This is a genomic window from Nocardia sp. CDC153 (assembly GCF_035818515.1).
Taxonomy (GTDB): domain Bacteria; phylum Actinomycetota; class Actinomycetes; order Mycobacteriales; family Mycobacteriaceae; genus Nocardia.
Genome location: NZ_JAYKYU010000003.1, coordinates 631,677 through 650,407, shown reverse-complemented (window position 1 = coordinate 650,407; position 18,731 = coordinate 631,677). Strand labels below are relative to the sequence as shown.

The window sequence follows — 18,731 nt, the reverse complement described above, 5'->3', positions numbered from 1 at the left end:
TTCACAGCCGTGAACTGTTCGGTGAGAAAGGTTTTCGCTAGTGAAGCTCGCAGGAACGAGGACGCTGGTGCGCCTCGTGCTCGCCCTCGTGGCGGTGGCCGTGGCCGTGCTGGCCGTATCCGGCTGTTCGATGCTGAAGGACGCCAGTAAGTCCGATACCGCCAAGTCCAAGGTGGGTGACTGCATCAACGTCATCGAGGGCTCCGCCACCGACTCCAAGACCGCGCCCGTCGCGTGCACGGATGAGAAGGCGGTCTACAAGGTGGCCGCGGTCTACGACAAGAAGACCGACTGCAAGGAGGAGCAGACCTCCTACGAGGAAACCCTCAATGGCGGCACCACCGCGTTCCTGTGCCTGAGCCCGAACTTCAAGGAAGGGGCCTGCTACAACGAGAGCAAGTCCACCGGCTACAAGTTCGTGGCGTGCACGGCTCCCGAGGCGTCGTTCAAGGTGCTCAAGCGTATCGACGGGCAGGCCGACGAATTCGCCTGCGACGCCAACACCGCGATCGGCTTCCGGATCGTGCCGGACCCCAAGACCACCTTCTGCCTAGGAAACCCCAAGGGATAAGCCAACTCTCGGCTATTCGACGAGGGCGACCGAGGCGATGCGGTGCAGGGTGAAGTGGCGGACCGCGCCGGTGACGGGGTCGAGGGCGTCGAGTTGTCCGCCACCGACCTTGAGCGGCTCCACCACTCGCTGCGTGGCGACACCCTGCGCGTCCACGTAACCGATGTGCACGGGCCGGCGGGTGCGGGCGGCGAGCTGGAGCAGGTTGAGGGTGGCGGCGGTGCTGGTGCGCGAGCCGTCCGCGCGAACCGCCTCGCCGGAACGGGCGTTGGCGGCCCGCTCGCCCGCGCGTAGTTCGGAGACCAGGGATCGCAGCTGTTCGGTGCTCGGCGGGTTGGGCCGCCAGGCCGACCGGTTCTGCTGACGCGCGGCCAGGCGGGCGCCGCGCGGACGCAGGTCGACGATAGCCCCGGAGGAGTCCTCGCCCGCCGGGCTGAAACCCGCCGCGCGCAACCGTTCCAGCACCTCGCCCAGGGAGGCCTGGGAGATCGCGACGGTCGGCGCGACCGCGCGCAAGGCCAGTTCCCCGGCGACGGGCGCGGCGAGCACCTCGGCCAACAGCGTCGGATCCTCGCTGCGCACGAAGCTCTGCGCCATGCCTGCGCGCAGGCGGCCGTGGCGGCGCGCCACATCGTCGATGAGGTAGGTCAGCGACTGCGGGACCGGCGTGCGGGAATGCGTGGTGAACAGGTTGTGCAGTTCCGCCGCCGTCGCGCCCGCGTCCAGGGCGCGGCGCACCGAGGTGTCGCTGAGTCGGTAAACCGTTGCGGCACCGGCCGATTCGACATCGGCGACCATGGCGATTCGGTTCTGCAGCTCGGGGGTGAGCGGTCCGGGCGCGATGATCGTCAGGTCGGCCTGCACCAGCACGTGGTCCACCGGCTCCGGCAGCGCGGTCGCCATCTCGGATTCGGCGTCCTCGGGGCTGCCGTGCAGCAGGGCCCGGCCCGCCGAGGTCACCGCGCCGCGCGCCACCAGACCCAGCGATTGTGCTTCCGCCAGTGTGCTTTCCACCGCTTCGAGGCGATAGTGCCGCCGCCGTCGCGGCTGCCGCCAGGCCAGGATGCGGCCCAGATCGGCGGCCGAAACCTCGGTGCCGGGCGGGAATTCGGCCAGCAGATCCAGGATGGCGCGGCGGTCGCGCAGCGCGTGCACGTTGCGCAGCTCCGCCGAAAGCGCCGCCAGCGGTTTGTCATTGGCGTCGCGCAGGCCGATCATCCACGGGAAGCGATCCAGCTCCAGCCAGGCCTGCGCCAGCACCACCCAGCGGCGCGGCGGCACCACCGCGAGCCAGGCGTCGGAGGTGGTGGTGGGCGTCCAGTAGTCCTCGGTGCCGTCGCCCTCGGGCGCGGGTTCGGGGGTGCCCTTGTCGAGCAGCCGTGCCGCGGTGAGGATTTCGACCAGCAGGCCGAGGCGGGTCTCGTCGACGCCGGTCTGCTTGGCGACCCGGCGCAGCTCGCGCACCCCGAGACCGCCGGACCGCAGCACCGGTGCGGGGGCCTGGCCCAGCACGTCGAGCACGGCGGCGCAGTGCCGCAACAGCTCTCCCACCTCGCCCGCGGCCACCGCGTTGATGTCGGCGGGGGCGTGCTTGGTGAGGTCCGGATGCGGGGCGGTGAGCGCGTGCGGATCGGTGACCGGTTCCCCGCGCAGCACCTGGCCGACCGCGATCGGCAGTTCGACGGTCTCCTCGTCGATCCAGTTCAGCAGTCGCTTCGACAGCAGCCGCTGCACCGGGCGGTCGCCGGCGGTGCCGGGCGCGGCATCGCGGGTGCGCCCGCGCGGTCCGGTGGTGGCCAGCTTGTCGAGCAGCGCGCGATCCTGCGGCGTGGATTCGGCCAGGGCCGCGACGATCTCGGGTTCGGTGAGCGCGTCCGGCAGTTCGGTGGTGCTGCCCAGCGGCCACGGCAGCGCGTCCTGCGCCGACGGCGTGAGCCGCAGCCCGGTGTCCGGACCCCAGACCAGGGCGCGGGCGCGCAGCTTCGCGACCGCGGCATTGACCGGCGCGGCCGGAACCCGATCCGAGAGCAGCTTGCGCAGCGTCTTGGCGGGCAGGGGTGCGCCGTGTCGCCCGTCCGCGGCCCCTTGCACGACAAGGGTTTCGATGATCGCGAAGTCGAGGGTGTCCAGCTCCTCGCCCGCGCGCAGCACCGAGGCGCGCTGCTCGGTGCGGGCGGCCAGGACCGCCATCGAGGCGGGCAGCGGGACGGCCAGATCCGGGCGCAGTTCCAGCAGCGTCACGAGTTCGTCGTCGGAGCGCTTGGAAAGCCATTCGGCCAGAGTCACATCCGCCCGCGCGGCGGCGGTGCGGGACTTCTTGGCGGGAGCGCCGGACGCGGCGGCGGGGGGCTCGCCGGGGACGGCGGCGTCAGCCCCGGTGCCGGTCGCGGCGGGGGAGGGCGTTTCGGTCACTTCACCCGATCCATCGGGCTGTCGACGAATCCGGCACGGCGCGGGCGACACTCGTGCGGGCGCGGGTCAGCGGCCGCCGCGGAGACCAGGCGGTGGGAGGGGCCTGGAGTCGTCTGCGCGGCGGCCGCTCGGGAACGAGCGCCGTCAACCGCATGAATGTCGGTCGTGCGTCGGATCAGCGGTTGACGATGGTGTGCGGGTGCACGTAGGGCAGCTGATCGACCGGGAGCGGGAACTCGGTGTCCTCGCCGTACGGGGACAGTCCGCCGGAGCGGGTCGACGAGAGTTCGGTGACCGCGTGATCGCCGTTGGCCAGGTCCGGCCAGCCATTGTCGACATAGGGCTTCTTCGATTTGTTCACCACGCCGCTCATTCTGGCATGAGCCTTACAAGACCGCCCCCTCCGGCACCCGGAAGTTTGCCCCCGGCACGGCGTCTCGCCAGCTATCGAGAACAACTCTCGTAACTCTCAGGGGTCGACACCCCTGAAACCCCAGCGGGAATGCGGTTCCGAACGCACGAATGCCCCCGTCATCGTTGACGGGGGCATTCGGGGGAGGGAGTTACTGGGGCAGCAGGCCCTTGTTCGCCTCGAAGAAGTTCACGACGTTCGGGTCCAGCTTGGTGCCGCTGGCCTTGGTGGCGTTGAGGAAGTCCAGGGCGGGCTGGGGGATGTTGATGCCCTGGGACTGCGCGACGGCGATCGCGCGGTCGACGGCCTGGAAGACTTCCTGGGTGCCGTCGGAGCCGGAGCCGGGGCCGGGCTGGGCCGGGTTCCACTGCGGGGTGTCCACGGCGGGCGCGGGGGAGGTGCGGGGGGTGGGGGCGCTGTGCAGGCCGAGGCTCGCGGAGCAGGAGGGCCAGGCGCTCCAGCCCTGGGTGGCGAGCACCTTCTCGGCGACCGCGATCTGCTGCTCACGGGTGGCCTGGTTGGCGGTGGGGGCGTATTCGCCGCCGCCGTGGGCGGTCCAGGTGCCGGGGGAGAACTGCAGCCCGCCCTGGAAACCGTTGCCGGTGTTGATACCCCAGTTACCGCCTGCCTCGCACTGGGCGAGACGGTCCCAGTCGGAGTCGGGTGCCGCGCTGGCGTTACCTGCCATGGCCACTCCCGCGCCGCCGAGCGCGATGCCCGTCAGGGCAACCTTGGCGACAGTGCGGCCGGTGTTGGTCGGCTTGCGATGGCGTCCACTCATTTTCGGGTCTTTCCTCTCGTACGCGCCTGCGAGGCCGACTACCGGGGTCGAACTGAGAGGTCGTCCGGCCCGGCGCACAAATCGTGCGCTGTTCCTCGTCTTCGCCCCTGATTCCAGTTGGGGGTCCGTACCCGCGGGGCGAAGTTCGGTGCGGCGGGCCGGTGGCGCCGGGCTGACCCGGCTGGTGGAGAACATTACGACGACCGCCGCGAAAAGTCTCCTTTTGGTAACCGTCGTGTCTGTCCGGGTCACTAACCGGCGCAAGGGGTTCCGCTTGGCTTCTGCGCAGGTGGTCACGGCGAGTCTCCGCCGATAGGGGTCTGTCACCGCTCCGTGACCTTCTCGTTATGTGACGAAGATCACAGGCATGCTCGGGTAACGAAAGGGGCAATCTCCGTGTCGCAGCGCGGGTCGCGTCGGGAGTCGCGGTGCGCGTCGCGTCAGCGCGATCGGCGACCCGACCAGAGCGCGAACACGAGCGCGAGCAGGAACCCCAACGGCGCGCACATGGCGAGCAGATACAGCCACAGCCCCGGCTCGGCATCGCTCAGTAGATGGACGCCGAAGATTGCGAAAACCGCCAGCAATCCAATCGTGAACAGGCCCAAGGCGATATAGAGCAGCACGCTCGACGAACCGCGGGGCGCCTGCTTGGAAGAGGTGTCGGACACCTCTCGACCGTAAAACTGATGTGCTCGCGCTATTCACACCGGGGTAGACTCGGTGTCTATCGCGTCCTGCATAGCTGTGTGGGGCGCGTTCTTTTCGCAAACGGAAAGGTTGCGGGAGCGCGAGCCCCCGTGACCGTGAGTGTGCCCGGCGCTGCCCGGGCTTTAGTGACGAACGGGTGAGCGCAGTGCCTACCGGCAAGGTGAAGTGGTACGACGTCGAAAAGGGCTTCGGCTTCCTTTCCCAGGATGAGGGTGAGGACGTCTATGTCCGCTCGTCGGCGCTGCCCGATGGGGTCGAGGCGCTCAAGCCGGGACAGCGTGTGGAATTCGGGATGGCCGCGGGTCGCCGTGGCCCGCAGGCGCTTTCGCTGAAGCTGCTGGAGACCCCCAATCTGCGCGAGGAGCGCGGCGGCCGCGGTGAGCGCGGCGACCGGCGCGGTGGCGGCCGGGGCGACGCCCCCGTCAACCGCAAGGAGCCCGACGAGCTGCACGGTCTGATCGAGGACATGATCACGCTGTTGGAGACCAAGGTGCAGCCGGATCTGCGGCGCGGCAAGTACCCGGATCGCAAGACCGCCCAGCGCATTGCCGAAGTGGTGCGCGGCGTGGCGCGCGAGCTCGACCACTAGGTCGCCGACCAGACCGGCTCGAGTCGGTCCCGAGAAGCCAACGGGCCCCGGTGATTCGATCACCGGGGCCCGTTTCGCGTCGGGGGCCTGCCTACCTCAGCTGAAGAGCGCGGGGTCGAAGGCGGGGGTCTGGATGGACCAGATGCCGCGCGAGATGACGCCCTCGTTGCCCGACTCGTCGCGGGCCGGAATGGGCAGGTGCAGCTCCATGATCGCCAGGCGCACATGCTCATTGGCGGGGGTCTTGATGGTGATGGCCAGCGGCTTGTCCGGGTAGTCCTGCGAGGTGATCAACACCGGCTCGGCGGTGTCGCCCTTGGGACCGGGGATGCGGTAGCCGAGCAGGATCTCCCACGGCGCGTCGGCGATCTCCTTGGGCAGCGACAGCTGCAGCGCGGAGCCCGGCGGGACGTCCAGGTCCGAGATGGCCTTGGCGGAGTCGCATTTGCCCACGGCCAGGCGCTCCTTGGAGACCTGCAGATCGCAGTACAGGTACGGGTTCACCGAGACGGCCTTGCCGTGCGAGTACGCGGTGATCTCCGGGTTCGGCTTGTCGGTATGGCGTACCGCGATCGTGACCACGGCGGCCACCGCCGCCACGAAAACCAGCAGCGCCGCTCCGGCCAGGGCGACGATCGTGCGGGTTTTGGATTGGCTCACGGGGTTGTCCTGTCCGTCATGGAGTGGGTTCCCCCGCGCCGTGCGCACCGGGGACCTCCTGCTTGGCGTGCTGAGGTCGGTTACCGCCCAAACCGGGCAGTAGCGAATGACCACGGTAGCTGACCACGGTTTGGATCAAGCCCAGCGCCATCACCGACGAGATCACAGTGAAGCCGATCCACCACTTCGTGGGCAGCAGCACGCCCAGCGCGCCGCCGAAGACCCACGCCAGCTGCAGCACGGTCTCCGAGCGGCCGAAACCGGAGGCGATGGACTCGATGGGCAGGTCGTCCTGGATCGATGCGTCCAGCGAGACCTTGGCCAGCGCGCTCGCGCCCGCGGCCACCAGGGTGGCGATCGCCGCGCCCAGCAGATTGCCCGTGACCGCCGCGACGACCGCGACGGCCACGCAGGCGATGGTGCAACTGAGCACGATCAACTGCGGGCGACCGAGTTTCATGCGCGCGCCGGTCGCGTTGCCCGCGAAATTGCCGATCGCCGCGGCCACCGCGATCACCGCCAGCATGGCGATCTGCTGGACCGGTCGGTGTTCGGTGCCCTTGGCGACGAAGGCGGGGTAGAAGAACAGGAAACCGGTCAGCAGCCGGACGGTGCCGTTGCCCCACAGGCCCGTCACCACCGAACGGCCCAGCGGCTGGCGGCGTTTGGACGGCTGCACCTCGTCGGCCCGGCTCGGGTCCAGAACCTCGGTGCGCGCGTCATCGCCGTGATAGCCGATGGTCGCCGGAACCTCACCCTCGGTGACCTCCACCCAGGACGGGATGCGCAGGCTCAGCACCGTGCCCGCGGCCGCCAGCGCCGCCGCCACCAGCAGCGCGCCGGTGGATCCCGCGATCTTGGCGGCCAGCGCCGCCACCCCGCCCGCGACCATGGTGCCGCCGACCAGGCCGAACACGGTGAGCCGGGAGTTGGTGCGCACCAGGTCGATTCCGGGTGGCAGCACGCGCGGCGTGACCGCGGATTTCAGCACCGAGAACGACTTGCTGAGGATCAGCATGCACAGGGCCAGGGGGTACAGCGCCCAGTTGTCGATATTGAAGATGAGCAGGCCCGCGATCAGCACGCGCAGCGCGAAAGAGCCTGCCAGCGCGACCCTTCGACCGCGTTGCAGTCGATCGAGCATGGGGCCGATGACCGGCGCGATCACCGCGAACGGCGCGATGGTGATCAAGAGGTACAGCGCCACTTTGGTTTTGGATTCCGCCGTGGCGCTGGCGAAGAACAGGGTGTTGGCCAGCGCCACCGCGATGGCCGCGTCGGTCGCGAAATTCGCCATGGTGGCGTAGATCAGCGCGGTGAGACCCGATTCCTCCGCGCCGTCGGCCTTGGCCGCGCGCTGGAAGGTCGCGAACCCGCTTTGCGTCAGTTCGATGCTGCGGCGCGCCGCGACCCGGGTGACGGTGAGCTTGCGCGGCGGCTTGTGCAGGCCGCCGCTGTCGTGCGAATCCGGCTGGTGCGCGACCGATCGCGGTTCGGTCGGGTCCGGGCGCGGCGGTTCGTGGGGATGCCGCCCGGCGTCCGGGCGTGTCGCGTAGCCCTCGTCTCGCCGTGCGGGCGGTCCGGACTCGGCTCCGTGGCGATGCGCGCGCCCGGCCTGCGCGTCGTGCGGGCCCTCGGAGTCGTACGGCCGCTTCGGGTTCGAGTCATACGGCCGGCTGGTGTCCGAACCGTACGGCCGCGAGCGCTTGGAGTCGTGGACGGGTCCGGCGTCCGGGTCGTAGCGGACTGGTCGGCTGGATCCGAAGTCGTGTGGCTGCCACGCGTCGGGCTCCGGCGGAGTGGCTGCGGGCGAGCGGGTTTCGTACGGGCGCGTCGGCGGGTTGTCCTGGGCCGACTTGTCGTGGCGGCGGCGCGCCCAGCGTGAGGTGCGGCCCTCCGATTCGCGGGGCGGCTCGTCGCCGCCACGGCGGGCCGCGTTGCTCGGTCCGCGCGGCGGTTCATCGCTCTTGCCGTAGGAAGGCTGATTGCCGGTGCCGTACGGACGTTCGCCGCGGGGGCCGGGCGGAAGGTCGGTGGGTGGGCCGGGGGCGCGGCGGGTGAGGAATTCCGGCACTTCGGACTCGCTCGGCGGTGGCGCGGGGCGGCGGCCCGCGCGGTTCGCGGGCGGATAGCGGTCGTACCCCGGGTGCCGTTCGATCATGGGGGAGTCCTCGTCGCCCCAGCGACCTGGGTCGGCACCGGGGTCACGGGGAGGAGTCACGCACCCAATTCTTGCAGTGCCGCAGGCCGGTGGCTGCACTACGGGCGGTGTGGGCCGCCACAAAGGGGACAAAAGCCCCCTCATGGCCGGTCGTCAGGCGGGTGAGAAGCGGACTTCGTAGGATGTCGGCCACTTTTTCCCAGTGAGGAGAAACCGGTCGGTACCAGGGATGCTCGCGATGCCGTTGAGGACATCGGTGTCGGGGGTGCGGGCCGAGCGCGGCAGCAGGCCGGAGGCATCGATGGTCGCCAGCACGTCACCGGTGTCGGGATCGATGCGCAGGATCGTGTCGCTGGGCCAGGTATTGGCGTAGACGGAACCGTCCGGGGCGCAATCGAGTTCATTGAGCCGCACGTTCCGGTGGCTGGTGAGGGTGACCGCGCCGGTGACGGCGAAGGTCCGCGGATCGCGGAAGGTGAGGGTCGCGCCGCCATTGCTCATGAGCACCCGATTGTCGCGGGTGCACAGCCCCCAACCCTCGCCGTCGAATCGCGTCCGGCGGATCTCGGTGAGGGTGGCCGGGTCTCGCGCGATGGCGATGCCGTCCTTGTAGGTGAGCTGCCAGAGCAGGTCCCCGGCCCGGGTGATGCCCTCGCCGAACAGGGGTGCGGGCAGGTCGGCGCGGGCCAGCTCGGCCCCGGTGCTCAGGTCGATCGCCTGAATATAGGAGTGACCGGAGAGCCCGGTGCTCTCGTAGAGCACCGAGCCATCGACCTCCAATCCCTCGGTGAACGCGCCCGGATCGTGCGGCCGCGTCGCGACCACTTCCAGGCGCAGCTTCGGCGTGTTGTCCCTGCTGGTGCAGCCGGTCACGGTCGCGGCCAGGGCCATGGCCGCGGACAGCATGATCGTGACGGCCGCTACCGGTGCACGGCGTTTGCGCTCCATACGGCAAAATGTAGGGCGTGAGCGCGGTTGGAGTTTCGGAGTCCGGTGTGCGGCCGATCCTGGCGGAGGCGGTCCAGCTGGCCCGCCGTGCGCTCCTGGATCTGGAGCCGATCGGTGTGGGCGCGCATCTGGGCGTGACCGCCGAGGACGAATCCTCGGCCACCCACCATTTCGAGGCCACCCTGCCCGGCTATCGCGGCTGGCAGTGGGCGGTCGTGGTGGCGGCCCCGCCGGAGGCGGACACGGTGACGGTGAGCGAGTCGGCGCTGCTGCCCGGCCCCGACGCCCTGGTGGCCCCCGACTTCATTCCATGGGAACAGCGCATCCGCCCCGGCGATCTCGCGCCCGGCGATCTGCTGGCCCCGCCGCCCGACGACCCGCGCCTGGTGCCCGGCTATGTGGCCACCGGCGATCCGGCCGTGGACGAGGTGGCCCTCGAGATCGGTCTCGGCCGCCCCCGCGTGCTCTCCCGCGAGGGGCGCGAGGAAGCCTCGGAGCGTTGGTACTCCGAATACGGTCCGGACACCGATATGGCCCGCGCCGCCCCGTCCACCTGCGGCCTGTGCGGCTTCTACGTTCCCCTCGCCGGTGCCATGCGGGCGGCCTTCGGCGTGTGCGCCAATGCCATGGGAGCCGACGGGCATGTCGTGCACGTCGCCTACGGCTGTGGCGCGCACTCGGATGTGGAGCTGCCGACCGGCGGCGGCTCGCCGCTCTACGAGGCCTACGACGACGCGGCCGTGGAACTCATCCCGACCGCCGACCTGCGCCCGGAAACCCCTGCCGCCGAAGCGGAATCCAGCGAGGCGGAATCCGCTGAAGGCGATAACTCGGGCGCGGTTGCGGAAGCTGTCGCCGGGGCCGCGGATTCGATCGAGGTGGCCCCGTCCGCCGCGCCCGAAACGGCGGTCGACGCGGGCGCGGATGACGATGCCGAGGCGGGTCCGGTCGGGCTGTTCGAGGTGGATCCGGATTCGGTGTACGACGATGCCTGGGCCGTGAACGCGGTGCGGGTGGAGCCAGACTCTGGGGCCGCGGAGTCGCGCTGAGGCACTCGGGGCCGTTAGCCTGTCGCCGCACCGGTGAAATCGGTGCGGCGGACCTGTTTCCCGGCGAAGTGCGCCGGAATTCTGTGAATTGACCGGATGCTTGGCTCCGACGTGCCGAAAAAGCGACATGCGGCGTGCCGGAAACCAGGTGCGGGCGTGCCATGAAACCGTTGTGCGGGAAGGGGTATAGGCCGTGATCGCGACCGATCTGGGGGATCCGTTCGGGACCGAGGAGCTGCGGGCCGGAGTCGTGGCCGCGTGGCGCGGGTCGCCCACGCGATTGCGCGAGGACGCCGCCACCGAGGCCGATCTGGTGCGATCGGGCTACCGGGATCGACTGCTGACCGAGCTGGCCCAGAACGCGGCCGACGCGGCGGTGAAGGCCGGGGTGCCGGGGCGCGTCGCGGTCTGGCTGGACGGGCGCACCCTGCATGTCGCGAACACCGGCGCGGCCCTGGACGTTTCGGGCGTACACGCGCTGACCGCGCTGCGCGCCTCCGGCAAGACCGACGGTGCGGCGGTCGGCAAGTTCGGCGTGGGCTTCACCGCGGTGCTGACGGTGTCCGACGAGATCGAGTTGCGCTCGACCAGCGGCTCGGTGCGGTTCTCCCGGGCCGAGACCTGGGCGCTGCTGGGCGCGCAGGGCATCGAGATCCCGGAGGTGCCGGGCGGTTTCGAGCCGCCCGCGCTGCGCCTGGCCTGGGCCCTCGAGCAGCGACCGGCCGACGGCTTCGACAGCGAGATCGTGCTGCGACTGCGCGACGATGTCGACACCGTCGCCCTGCTCGCCGAGATGCGCGCCGAGGCGGCCGACCTGCTGCTGGAACTGCCCGCGCTGCACCGCATCCGGATCAATGACGACGAGATCGCCCGCACCGAACGCGATCTCGACCACGGGCTCACCGAACTCCGTGTCACCGGCCCGAATTCCGATGAGAACCTGTGGTGGCAGTTCCGCACCGGGCGGGCCCGCTGGCTGCTCCCGGTGCGTGACGGCCGCCCGGTCGCCGCCCACCCGGACGTCCTGCGCGCGCCGACCCGCTCCGATGAGGAGCTGTCCATTCCGGCCCTGCTCATCGCCGACATCCCGATGCAGCCGGATCGCCGTCGCCTGCTGCCCGGTGCCCACCTGCCCGACTTGGCCACCGGCTACGCCGATTTCGCGCGCGCCCTGCCGCCCCGCGACCGCCTGGTCCTCGTGCCGCTGCCCGGCTTCGCCCGCAGCGAGGCCGACAGCGCGCTGCGCGAGGCCCTGGTGGCGGAATTGCGGGACAGCGAGTGGCTGCCGGTGCTCACCGCGCGCACCGAGACCGGCGGCGAATACGGCGCACCCCCTGAGGATCTCGACGCCGCGCTGGGACTCCCGGAGACCACGGCCGACGCGGAATCCGAGGCGGCGGGCAATCCCGCGGACGCTTCGGCCGCGACACCCGCACCCACCGCGCCGGGGCCTCGCCCGGTCAAGGCGTGGGAGCAGGAGATGCTGCCGCTGTGGGATCTCCCGCAGTCGGACGACGCAGCGTCCGACGCGGTCGAACCCCACGATGCGATCGGACCGCACGATGTGGTCGCGACCTTCGACACCGCCGAATCCGGTGACCGCGCCGATCTCGAAGCGGCCGCGGACCTTCCACCGCTGGGGATGGCTGTGGATGAATCCACGACCAAGGCCACGGGGACGGATTCTTGGGGCGCGGTGGCGGCTCCCCGCCGCGCCAGCGTATTCACCGGTGTGACAGCCGAATTGGCCGATCATCTGGCGGATATGGTTGGCCCGCTGGTGATTCCGGAACTGTCGGGCCGCATGTACGCCGACGCCCTGTCGGTGCTGGACGTCCACCGGGTCGGGCTGGCGCGGATCGCCGAGCTGTCGAGCAGCCTGGAACGCGAACCGCAATGGTGGTATTCGCTCTACGACGCCCTGGAGTCGTTCGCGGTGGATCCCCTCGCCGTGGAGGAATTGGGCGCGCTGGCGGTGCCCTTGACCGACGGCCGATTGGTGACCGGACCGCGCACCGTGGTGCTGGACGACCATCTGGAGTCGGCGATCCCGGTGCACTGGGCGCGGCTGGTGCATCCCGAGGCGGCCCATGAGCTGCTGGGGCGGCTCGGTGCGCGGCAGGCGTCACCGGAGGATCTGCTGAATGATCCCGGTCTGCAGGCGGTTCTGGAGGACGACCCGGGCGATCCCGACACCGTGGACGCGGTGCTGAAGCTGGCCGCGCACACCCTGGCCGCGCCCGGGACCCTGCCGTCCTGGCTGGGCCTGCTCGAATTGCCGGACGTCTCCGGCGAACCGACGCCCGCCGACGAACTGCTGCTCCCCGACGCGCCGCTGGGCCGGGTGCTGGTGGCGGATTCGCCCTTCGCCACCGTGGCCGCGGACGTGCTGGAGACCTACGGCCCGGAAGCCTTGCGCGCCATCGGCGTCGGCTGGGGCTTCACCCTGGTGGCCGAATCGGATCCGACCGGACCCGACCACCACCTCGACGACGAGGAGACCTGGTGGGAGGGCCTGGCCGAGGATCCCGCCGAGCTGATCGCCGTGCGCGACCTGGACCTGGTCGACGACGGCGAATGGCCGCAAGCCCTGCGGCTGTTGCTGTCCGACGCGACCACCCGCCCGCTGCTCGCCGACCGCGACGGCTACACCGCCTGGTGGCTGCGCCAGCACGCCCACATCGACGGCATTCCGCTCGGGCTCATGCGGCACCCGGACGACACCCTGTTCGCCGGTCTGCTCCCGCAGCTGCCCGGCTTCGACGCCGCCGATCTGACGGTGCTGCGCGGCGTGCTCGCCGATCCGGAGGTGTTGACCACCGCGCTGGCCGAGGAACTGCTGGACGCCCTCGCCGATCCGGCGAGAAGGCCCGGCCCCGAATCGATTTCGCAGACCTACCAGTTGCTGGCCGAGGCGCTCGAGGCCGGCCGCCTGGACACCGAGGAACTGGTGCTGCCCGGCCAGGTGCGCGCGCTCTCGGGCGAGGTGATCCCGGCCGCCGACGCGCTGGTCCTGGATCGCTCCTGGTTCGGCCCGGCGCTGCCGGTGGACCGCCTGGTGGTGGGTGACATCGCCTCGGCGAAATCCCTTGCGACCCTGCTGGATCTGCCGCTCGCCTCGGAGGCCGTCACCGCCGAGGTGGTGAGCGCCGGCCGCGAAACCAGCTGGGCGGCAGAGCCGCTCGGCGTGCTGCTGCGCCTGCAGTTCGACTTCACCACGCCCCCGGGCGAACTCGTGGTGCACGACGAACTGCGCGTCCGGCTCTCGGGCGCGTACGAGGCCACGGTGGCGGTGGCCTGGTGGCACGAGGACGGCGTGACGCACGTCGGGGCGCAGCCCCAGAACCTCGCACGGCGCTGAGACTCCTCGTCATCCCGGCGCGCCTGTGGCCGGGATCCACACTGCCGCGGTGGATCCCGGCCACAGCGTGCCGGAATGGGTGGGCCCGGATCAGGCCGCGTGGGCCGCCACGGTGGTGGCCAGCACGTCCAATTGCTCACGGACGGCGGCACTGTCGTTGTCGACCAGCCAGCGCAGCACGATGCCGTCGATGGTGGCGAGGATGAATCGCGACAGGGTGCCGACCGGAACGGTCCACTGGGTGCCGGTGGCCTCGCGCGCGTGCTCGCACACATCGGCGACGGTGGAGTCGTTGAACGTGTACTGCTCACGGGCGATCGCGAGTTTCGCGGGCGTCTGCTCACCTTCGCGTAGGGCGTAGGTGGTCGTTTCGTAGGTGAGTAGTTGACGTTCCGGAGTGGCTTCGATGTTGAGCCACATGAGTTCCAGGCCAGCGCGCACCAATTGTTGAAGCGCTTCTTTTCCGGATCCGACGTCTTGCCAAACCGCTTCGTTGGCATCGACGGAATCTCGCAATTCCATCGAGAGGGCCTTGACCAGCTCGGTCATCAGCTGATCTTTGTTTTCGAAACAGTAATGCACCACACCGAGGGAAACACCGGCTGCCTGGGCAACATCGCGCGTGGTAACTCCTGCCACGCCCTTTTTTTCGGCAAGGCCGATGGCTGCCTCGATAAGGTGGGCCCGTCGTTCTTCGACGCTCAATCGGGAGGACACTCCAGGGAGTTAAGCGTCCACGACGCGCGCAGTCAATTCGCACGCTCCGCAGGTTGGTTTTCACCCCGTGGTCCAGACCAACTGTCAGCGGGGCATTTCCGGCAGACCGGACGCGCGTTCAGTCCAAACCGAGTTGCGCGCCCTTGTCGCCGCGGCGCGCACCGCGCCGTTGGATGGCGAAAATCGTGTAGCCGAGCAGCCCGACCGCGAGACCCATCAGGCAGACCGGGCGCGCGGTGGCCCACGCGTCATTGGCCCACACCGCGATGGTGGCGATCAGGAATCCGATGGTGCCCACGGCCAGGACGGGACGCGGGTCGGTGAAGCGCGGGGGAATCTCCGGCACGGGCGGCGTGGTCACCCCACCAGACTAGAGGGATGTGCGCCGAACAGCGGAGAGCGAGCGCCGAACAGCCGACCCGTGTGCGGACGGTCCCGTATCGTTTGCCTCTGTGACAACGCCTTCCGATATTCGAGCGCTCGCCGGTGAACTCTCGCTGGCGGTGGTGCGCTTGACTCGGCATCTGCGGGGCAGGCGGGCCGATGCCCAGATTTCGCTGACCCAACTCTCCGCGCTCGCCACCCTGAATCGGGAGGGTGCCATGACGCCGGGCACGCTGGCCGCCAAGGAGCGGGTGCAGCCGCCGTCCATGACGCGGGTCATCGCGTCGCTGTCGGAATTGGATCTGGTGGAACGCAATCCGCATCCGACCGACGGGCGGCAGATCATCGTCTCGCTCTCACCGGCCGGGCGGGCGCTGGTCGCCGACGAGAATCAGGCGCGGGAAGCGTGGATGACCGATCAGCTCTCGGGCCTGAGTCCGGAGCAGCTGAAGGTCCTTGCCGAGGCCGTCGGCATCATGAAACAAATCGTGGACGAGTCCGAATAGTCACTGGTACCCGAAACGGCGGTCGCTGTCTACGATTTCGCGGCCCAGGGGGAACAGTGAGATCGGGATCAGCTTGAGATTGGCCCAGGCGAACGGGATTCCGATAATGGTGATGGCGAGGGCGATGCTGGTCATCAGGTGACCCAGGGCCAGCCACCACCCGGCCACGATGATCCAGATGATATTGCCGAGCATCGAGCCCACGCCCGCGCCCGGTTTCTGGACCGCCTCGCGGCCGAAGGGCCACAGCACGAAGTTGGCGATCCGGAAGGACGCGATGCCCCACGGGATCGTGACGATCAGGATGCAGCAGATCAACCCGGCCACCACGTAGCCGAGCGCCATCCAGAATCCGACCAGCACGAACCACAGGATGTTGAGTATCAACTGGATGGGTTTCACGATCCCCAGCATGCCAGTGCCCTGGATCGCCGACCACCAGGGAAAACCCTGATTTCCGGCGCGGGTCCGGGGTTCAGAAGAACCAGCCCAGCTCCGCGTCCCGCTCCGAGGTGAACGCCTCGTCGAAGGCGCGCAGCGTCGCCGGATCCTTGGCCTGGATGCGATTGGCGGCGGCGAAGGTCCGGGCCCGGTACGCGCCGAAGTAGAGGCTGCCGAGCACGTCGATGCCGAGTTCCAGATCCGGGGTGCGGTCGGTGGGCTCGCATTCGGCGATGCCGTCGCGCACCCGCAGGGCGAAGGCGCCGCCCGCATCGCGGAACGGATCGTCCACCGAGAGCACCACATCCAGATCACGCCGGTAGGTGCGCGCCGACAGTGCGGCCGGGACGTCCATGACCCGGGCCCACAGCGCGTCGTGGCGGCCGGTGACCTTGACCAGGCGCGGATTCGTCACCAGATAGGGGAGCGGGTCGTGGTCGGTGAGCTCGGCCTCGACGGTGTCGACCAGGTCCAGGCTCAGCAATACGCGCCACAGTGCGATGTGGGCTTCGGGCGTGATGGCCCGCAATTCGTGAATGCTCGCGATGTTCTTGCCGGCATCGTTCCAGGCCCGGCGGAAGATGGCGTATCCGTCCGGATGGACGAGGAAGAACAGCGGCGAGCCGCCTTCGCTCTGCACCCCGTCGGCGAAAATCCGCTGCTGCCAGCGAGCTTCGGGACGGATCTGGGCACCCGGCACGAGGCGCCGCCAGCGGTCGTAGATTTCGGGTAGCACGGTCTTCGCCTCGTCCAGGTCGGCAATTCGGACGCCGCCCGGATCCGCCGTGGTGGAACGGAATTCGGCGGTCCGGCCGCGAATCGAGACCTCGTTCGAGACGATGGCCGGACCGTAGCCGAAGCGTCCGTAGATGGTGCCCTCGCTGGCGGTGAAGATGGTGAGCGGCAGCCCCTCGGACTCGGAGCGCCGGTGCAGTTCGGTGTAGATCGACCGCAGAATGCCACGTCGCCGATGCGTGGGCGCGACCACGACACTGGTGACGCCGCTGGCCCGTACGGTGCGCTCGCCGGGCACGGTGACCGTCATGACGCGGTCGTTGGCGTGCCCGACAATGCGATCGCCGTCCACCGCCACCAGGGCCCGCTCGGTCGGAAAGACCTCGGTGCTGTATTCGATATCGGCCGGTGCGAACCGCACCCCGAAGCAGAGCTGCGACAGCCGGGCGATCTCCGCCCGCTCTTCCGCTCGCGCCGAACGCACGATTACGCCATTCGTCGATGCCATGGAACCGAACATCCCACGAATTTCGGCCCGCCGCATCCGATTTTCTCCGGGTGTCACCTGCCGCCCCCGCCGCGGCAGGTGACACCGGAGTTCGGATCCCCCATTCCCCCCCGGGTCTCGGTTACGGGTGCGTCAGCGCCCCGATGATGTTGATGATGTTCCCGATCGCGGCCGTGGCGTTCGCGGCGATCGACGACCCGAGATCCAGCAGTCCCAGCATGTTGTTCCCCTCCGGGTATTCGTATGTGCCTGTGGCACTTACTATTTCGTCTTCGGCGAGATCGTTTCTCGCTTACGGGAACAAGATTGCCTCCGGGTCCCAGCAAGATCCTTAACAAGTTCTTGTAAACGAAAGACCCCGCTCCCACGATGGGAGCGGGGTCTTTGGAAACCCTTCGGGCGCAGGCCCTTCGAGTCAGCGACCGGCGATCTCGATGTAGTCGCGCTCGCCGTAGCCGGTGTAGATCTGGCGCGGGCGACCGATCTTCAAAGGCTCCCGGTGCATTTCGCGCCAGTGGGCGATCCAGCCCGGCAGGCGGCCCATGGCGAAGAGCACGGTGAACATGCGGGTCGGGAAGCCCATGGCCCGGTAGATGACGCCGGTGTAGAAGTCGACGTTCGGGTACAGGCGACGCTCGATGAAGTAGTCATCGGTGAGCGCGGCCTCTTCCAGGGCCTTGGCGATGTCGAGCAGCTGGTCGTCGCCGCCGATCTTGGCCAGGATGTTGTCCGCGACCTGCTTGACCAGCGTCGCGCGCGGGTCGTAGTTGCGGTAGACGCGGTGCCCGAAGCCCATGAGCTTCACGCCGTCTTCCTTGTTCTTGACCTTGCGGACGAACTCCTTGACGTCGCCGCCGGAGGCCTTGATCTCGTCCAGCATCTCCAGCACGGCCTGGTTCGCGCCGCCGTGCAGCGGGCCCCAGAGCGCGTTGATGCCGCCGGAGACGGAGGTGAACAGGTTGGCGTCGGACGAACCCACCAGGCGCACGGTCGAAGTCGAGCAGTTCTGCTCGTGATCGGCGTGCAGGATGAGCAGCATGTCCAGTGCCGCGGCGATCTCCGGGTCGACCTCGTAGGGCTCGGCCGGGAAGCCGAAGGTCATCCGCAGGAAGTTCTCCACCAGCGACAGCGAGTTGTCCGGGTAGAGGAACGGCTGGCCGACCGACTTCTTGTAGGCGTAGGCCGCGATGGTCGGCAGCTTGGCCAGTAGTCGGATGGTGGACAGCTCGACCTGCTCGGGATCGCGCGGGTCCAGCGAGTCCTGGTAGTAGGCCGACAGTGCATTCACCGCGGACGACAGCACCGGCATCGGGTGCGCGTTGCGCGGGAAGCCGTCGAAGAACCGCTTCAGGTCCTCGTGCAGCAGGGTGTGGCGGCGAATCCGGTCGGTGAAATCGTCGAGCTGGGCCTGGGTCGGCAGCTCGCCGTAGATCAGCAGGTAGCTGACCTCGATGAAGGTCGACTTGCCCGCCAGCTGCTCGATCGGAATGCCGCGGTAGCGCAGGATGCCGGCCTCACCGTCGATGTAGGTGATGGCCGACTTGGTCGAGGCGGTGTTCATGAAGCCGGGGTCGTAGGTGACGTACCCGGTGCTGGCCAGCAGCTTGCCCAGGTCGATTCCGTCGTTGCCCTCGACAGCCTTGGCGACGGTCATCGGGTACTCGCCGCCCGGGTATTGCAGTACCGGCTTGGCGTCGTCGTCGACGTTGATGATGTTCTCAGCGGGCACGGAAGGATCCCTCTCAGGCTTGTAACCGTAGGCATCGGACGCGGTCGGCGCGCGAT

The 18,731-nt window shown here is 69.2% G+C and carries 16 protein-coding genes and 1 pseudogene; 5 read left to right on the top strand and 12 right to left on the bottom strand.

What is annotated here, in order from left to right:
- Positions 1-40 precede the first annotated feature (40 nt).
- Positions 41-571 carry an LppU/SCO3897 family protein gene (locus tag VMT65_RS19570; protein ID WP_326309753.1) on the top strand — a complete coding sequence of 177 codons (531 nt, stop codon included), beginning with the start codon at positions 41-43 and terminating at the stop codon, positions 569-571.
- 12 nt (positions 572-583) lie between these two features.
- Here VMT65_RS19570 and VMT65_RS19565 read toward each other — a convergent pair whose 3' ends face one another.
- The 4 genes from VMT65_RS19565 to VMT65_RS19550 all read right to left on the bottom strand — a co-directional run bounded on the left by VMT65_RS19565 (position 584) and on the right by VMT65_RS19550 (position 4,847).
- On the bottom strand, positions 584-2,857 hold the full coding sequence (locus tag VMT65_RS19565; protein ID WP_326310305.1) for a helicase-associated domain-containing protein: 2,274 nt from the start codon (positions 2,855-2,857) through the stop codon (positions 584-586).
- A gap of 301 nt (positions 2,858-3,158) precedes the next feature.
- Positions 3,159-3,347: a hypothetical protein gene (locus VMT65_RS19560; RefSeq protein WP_326309752.1), complete on the bottom strand. Its 189-nt coding sequence runs from the start codon at positions 3,345-3,347 to the stop codon at positions 3,159-3,161.
- A 199-nt stretch (positions 3,348-3,546) separates the two neighbouring features.
- Positions 3,547-4,176, bottom strand: coding sequence for a resuscitation-promoting factor Rpf1 domain-containing protein (locus VMT65_RS19555; RefSeq protein WP_326309751.1), 630 nt, complete (start codon positions 4,174-4,176; stop codon positions 3,547-3,549).
- Positions 4,177-4,616: 440 nt separating this feature from the next.
- The gene (locus VMT65_RS19550) at positions 4,617-4,847 is read right to left on the bottom strand and encodes a hypothetical protein (RefSeq protein WP_326309750.1); all 231 of its coding nucleotides are present in this window, start codon (positions 4,845-4,847) and stop codon (positions 4,617-4,619) included.
- 185 nt (positions 4,848-5,032) lie between these two features.
- Here VMT65_RS19550 and VMT65_RS19545 point away from each other — a divergent pair, with 185 nt between their 5' ends.
- Positions 5,033-5,476 carry a cold-shock protein gene (locus tag VMT65_RS19545; protein ID WP_326310304.1) on the top strand — a complete coding sequence of 148 codons (444 nt, stop codon included), beginning with the start codon at positions 5,033-5,035 and terminating at the stop codon, positions 5,474-5,476.
- Positions 5,477-5,572: 96 nt separating this feature from the next.
- Here the strand turns inward: VMT65_RS19545 and VMT65_RS19540 are convergent, their stop codons facing one another.
- From VMT65_RS19540 to VMT65_RS19530, 3 genes and pseudogenes are all read right to left on the bottom strand, one after another.
- Positions 5,573-6,136: a DUF2771 family protein gene (locus tag VMT65_RS19540; protein WP_326309749.1), complete on the bottom strand. Its 564-nt coding sequence runs from the start codon at positions 6,134-6,136 to the stop codon at positions 5,573-5,575.
- A 16-nt stretch (positions 6,137-6,152) separates the two neighbouring features.
- Positions 6,153-7,802: pseudogene (locus tag VMT65_RS19535) on the bottom strand (MFS transporter); the annotation flags it as partial.
- A gap of 648 nt (positions 7,803-8,450) precedes the next feature.
- On the bottom strand, positions 8,451-9,245 hold the full coding sequence (locus VMT65_RS19530; RefSeq protein ID WP_326309747.1) for a glutaminyl-peptide cyclotransferase: 795 nt from the start codon (positions 9,243-9,245) through the stop codon (positions 8,451-8,453).
- Positions 9,246-9,262: 17 nt separating this feature from the next.
- Between VMT65_RS19530 and VMT65_RS19525 the strand changes: the two genes are divergently transcribed.
- Both VMT65_RS19525 and VMT65_RS19520 read left to right on the top strand, forming a co-directional pair.
- Positions 9,263-10,294, top strand: a complete 1,032-nt coding sequence (locus VMT65_RS19525; protein ID WP_326309746.1) for a DUF3027 domain-containing protein — start codon at positions 9,263-9,265, stop codon at positions 10,292-10,294.
- A 196-nt stretch (positions 10,295-10,490) separates the two neighbouring features.
- Entirely contained in the window at positions 10,491-13,655 is a 3,165-nt protein-coding gene (locus VMT65_RS19520) for a sacsin N-terminal ATP-binding-like domain-containing protein (RefSeq protein ID WP_442790286.1), read from the top strand.
- A 90-nt stretch (positions 13,656-13,745) separates the two neighbouring features.
- Here the strand turns inward: VMT65_RS19520 and VMT65_RS19515 are convergent, their stop codons facing one another.
- Together VMT65_RS19515 and VMT65_RS19510 are read right to left on the bottom strand one after the other, a co-directional pair.
- Positions 13,746-14,360, bottom strand: coding sequence for a TetR/AcrR family transcriptional regulator (locus tag VMT65_RS19515; RefSeq protein ID WP_326309745.1), 615 nt, complete (start codon positions 14,358-14,360; stop codon positions 13,746-13,748).
- A gap of 130 nt (positions 14,361-14,490) precedes the next feature.
- On the bottom strand, positions 14,491-14,733 hold the full coding sequence (locus VMT65_RS19510) for a DUF2530 domain-containing protein (RefSeq protein WP_326309744.1): 243 nt from the start codon (positions 14,731-14,733) through the stop codon (positions 14,491-14,493).
- A 91-nt stretch (positions 14,734-14,824) separates the two neighbouring features.
- On the opposite strand from VMT65_RS19510, the gene VMT65_RS19505 reads away from it, so the two are divergent.
- A complete protein-coding gene (locus VMT65_RS19505) occupies positions 14,825-15,262 on the top strand; it encodes a MarR family winged helix-turn-helix transcriptional regulator (RefSeq protein WP_326309743.1) in 438 nt (145 codons plus the stop codon).
- Here the strand turns inward: VMT65_RS19505 and VMT65_RS19500 are convergent, their stop codons facing one another.
- From VMT65_RS19500 to VMT65_RS19490, 3 genes are all read right to left on the bottom strand, one after another.
- Positions 15,263-15,655, bottom strand: a complete 393-nt coding sequence (locus VMT65_RS19500; protein ID WP_326310302.1) for a YccF domain-containing protein — start codon at positions 15,653-15,655, stop codon at positions 15,263-15,265.
- Between the two features lie 82 nt (positions 15,656-15,737).
- Complete coding sequence (locus tag VMT65_RS19495) at positions 15,738-16,946, bottom strand: GNAT family N-acetyltransferase (RefSeq protein WP_326309742.1); 1,209 nt, start codon at positions 16,944-16,946, stop codon at positions 15,738-15,740.
- Between the two features lie 415 nt (positions 16,947-17,361).
- Positions 17,362-18,675: a citrate synthase gene (locus VMT65_RS19490; RefSeq protein ID WP_326309741.1), complete on the bottom strand. Its 1,314-nt coding sequence runs from the start codon at positions 18,673-18,675 to the stop codon at positions 17,362-17,364.
- Positions 18,676-18,731 lie beyond the last annotated feature (56 nt).

What these genes read in the sequence shown, in the direction of transcription:
- VMT65_RS19555 (WP_326309751.1), bottom strand. Translation starts at nt 4,176, where the DNA reads ATGAGTGGACGCCATCGCAAGCCGACCAACACCGGCCGCACTGTCGCC.
- VMT65_RS19530 (WP_326309747.1), bottom strand. Translation starts at nt 9,245, where the DNA reads ATGGAGCGCAAACGCCGTGCACCGGTAGCGGCCGTCACGATCATGCTG.
- VMT65_RS19495 (WP_326309742.1), bottom strand. Translation starts at nt 16,946, where the DNA reads ATGGCATCGACGAATGGCGTAATCGTGCGTTCGGCGCGAGCGGAAGAG.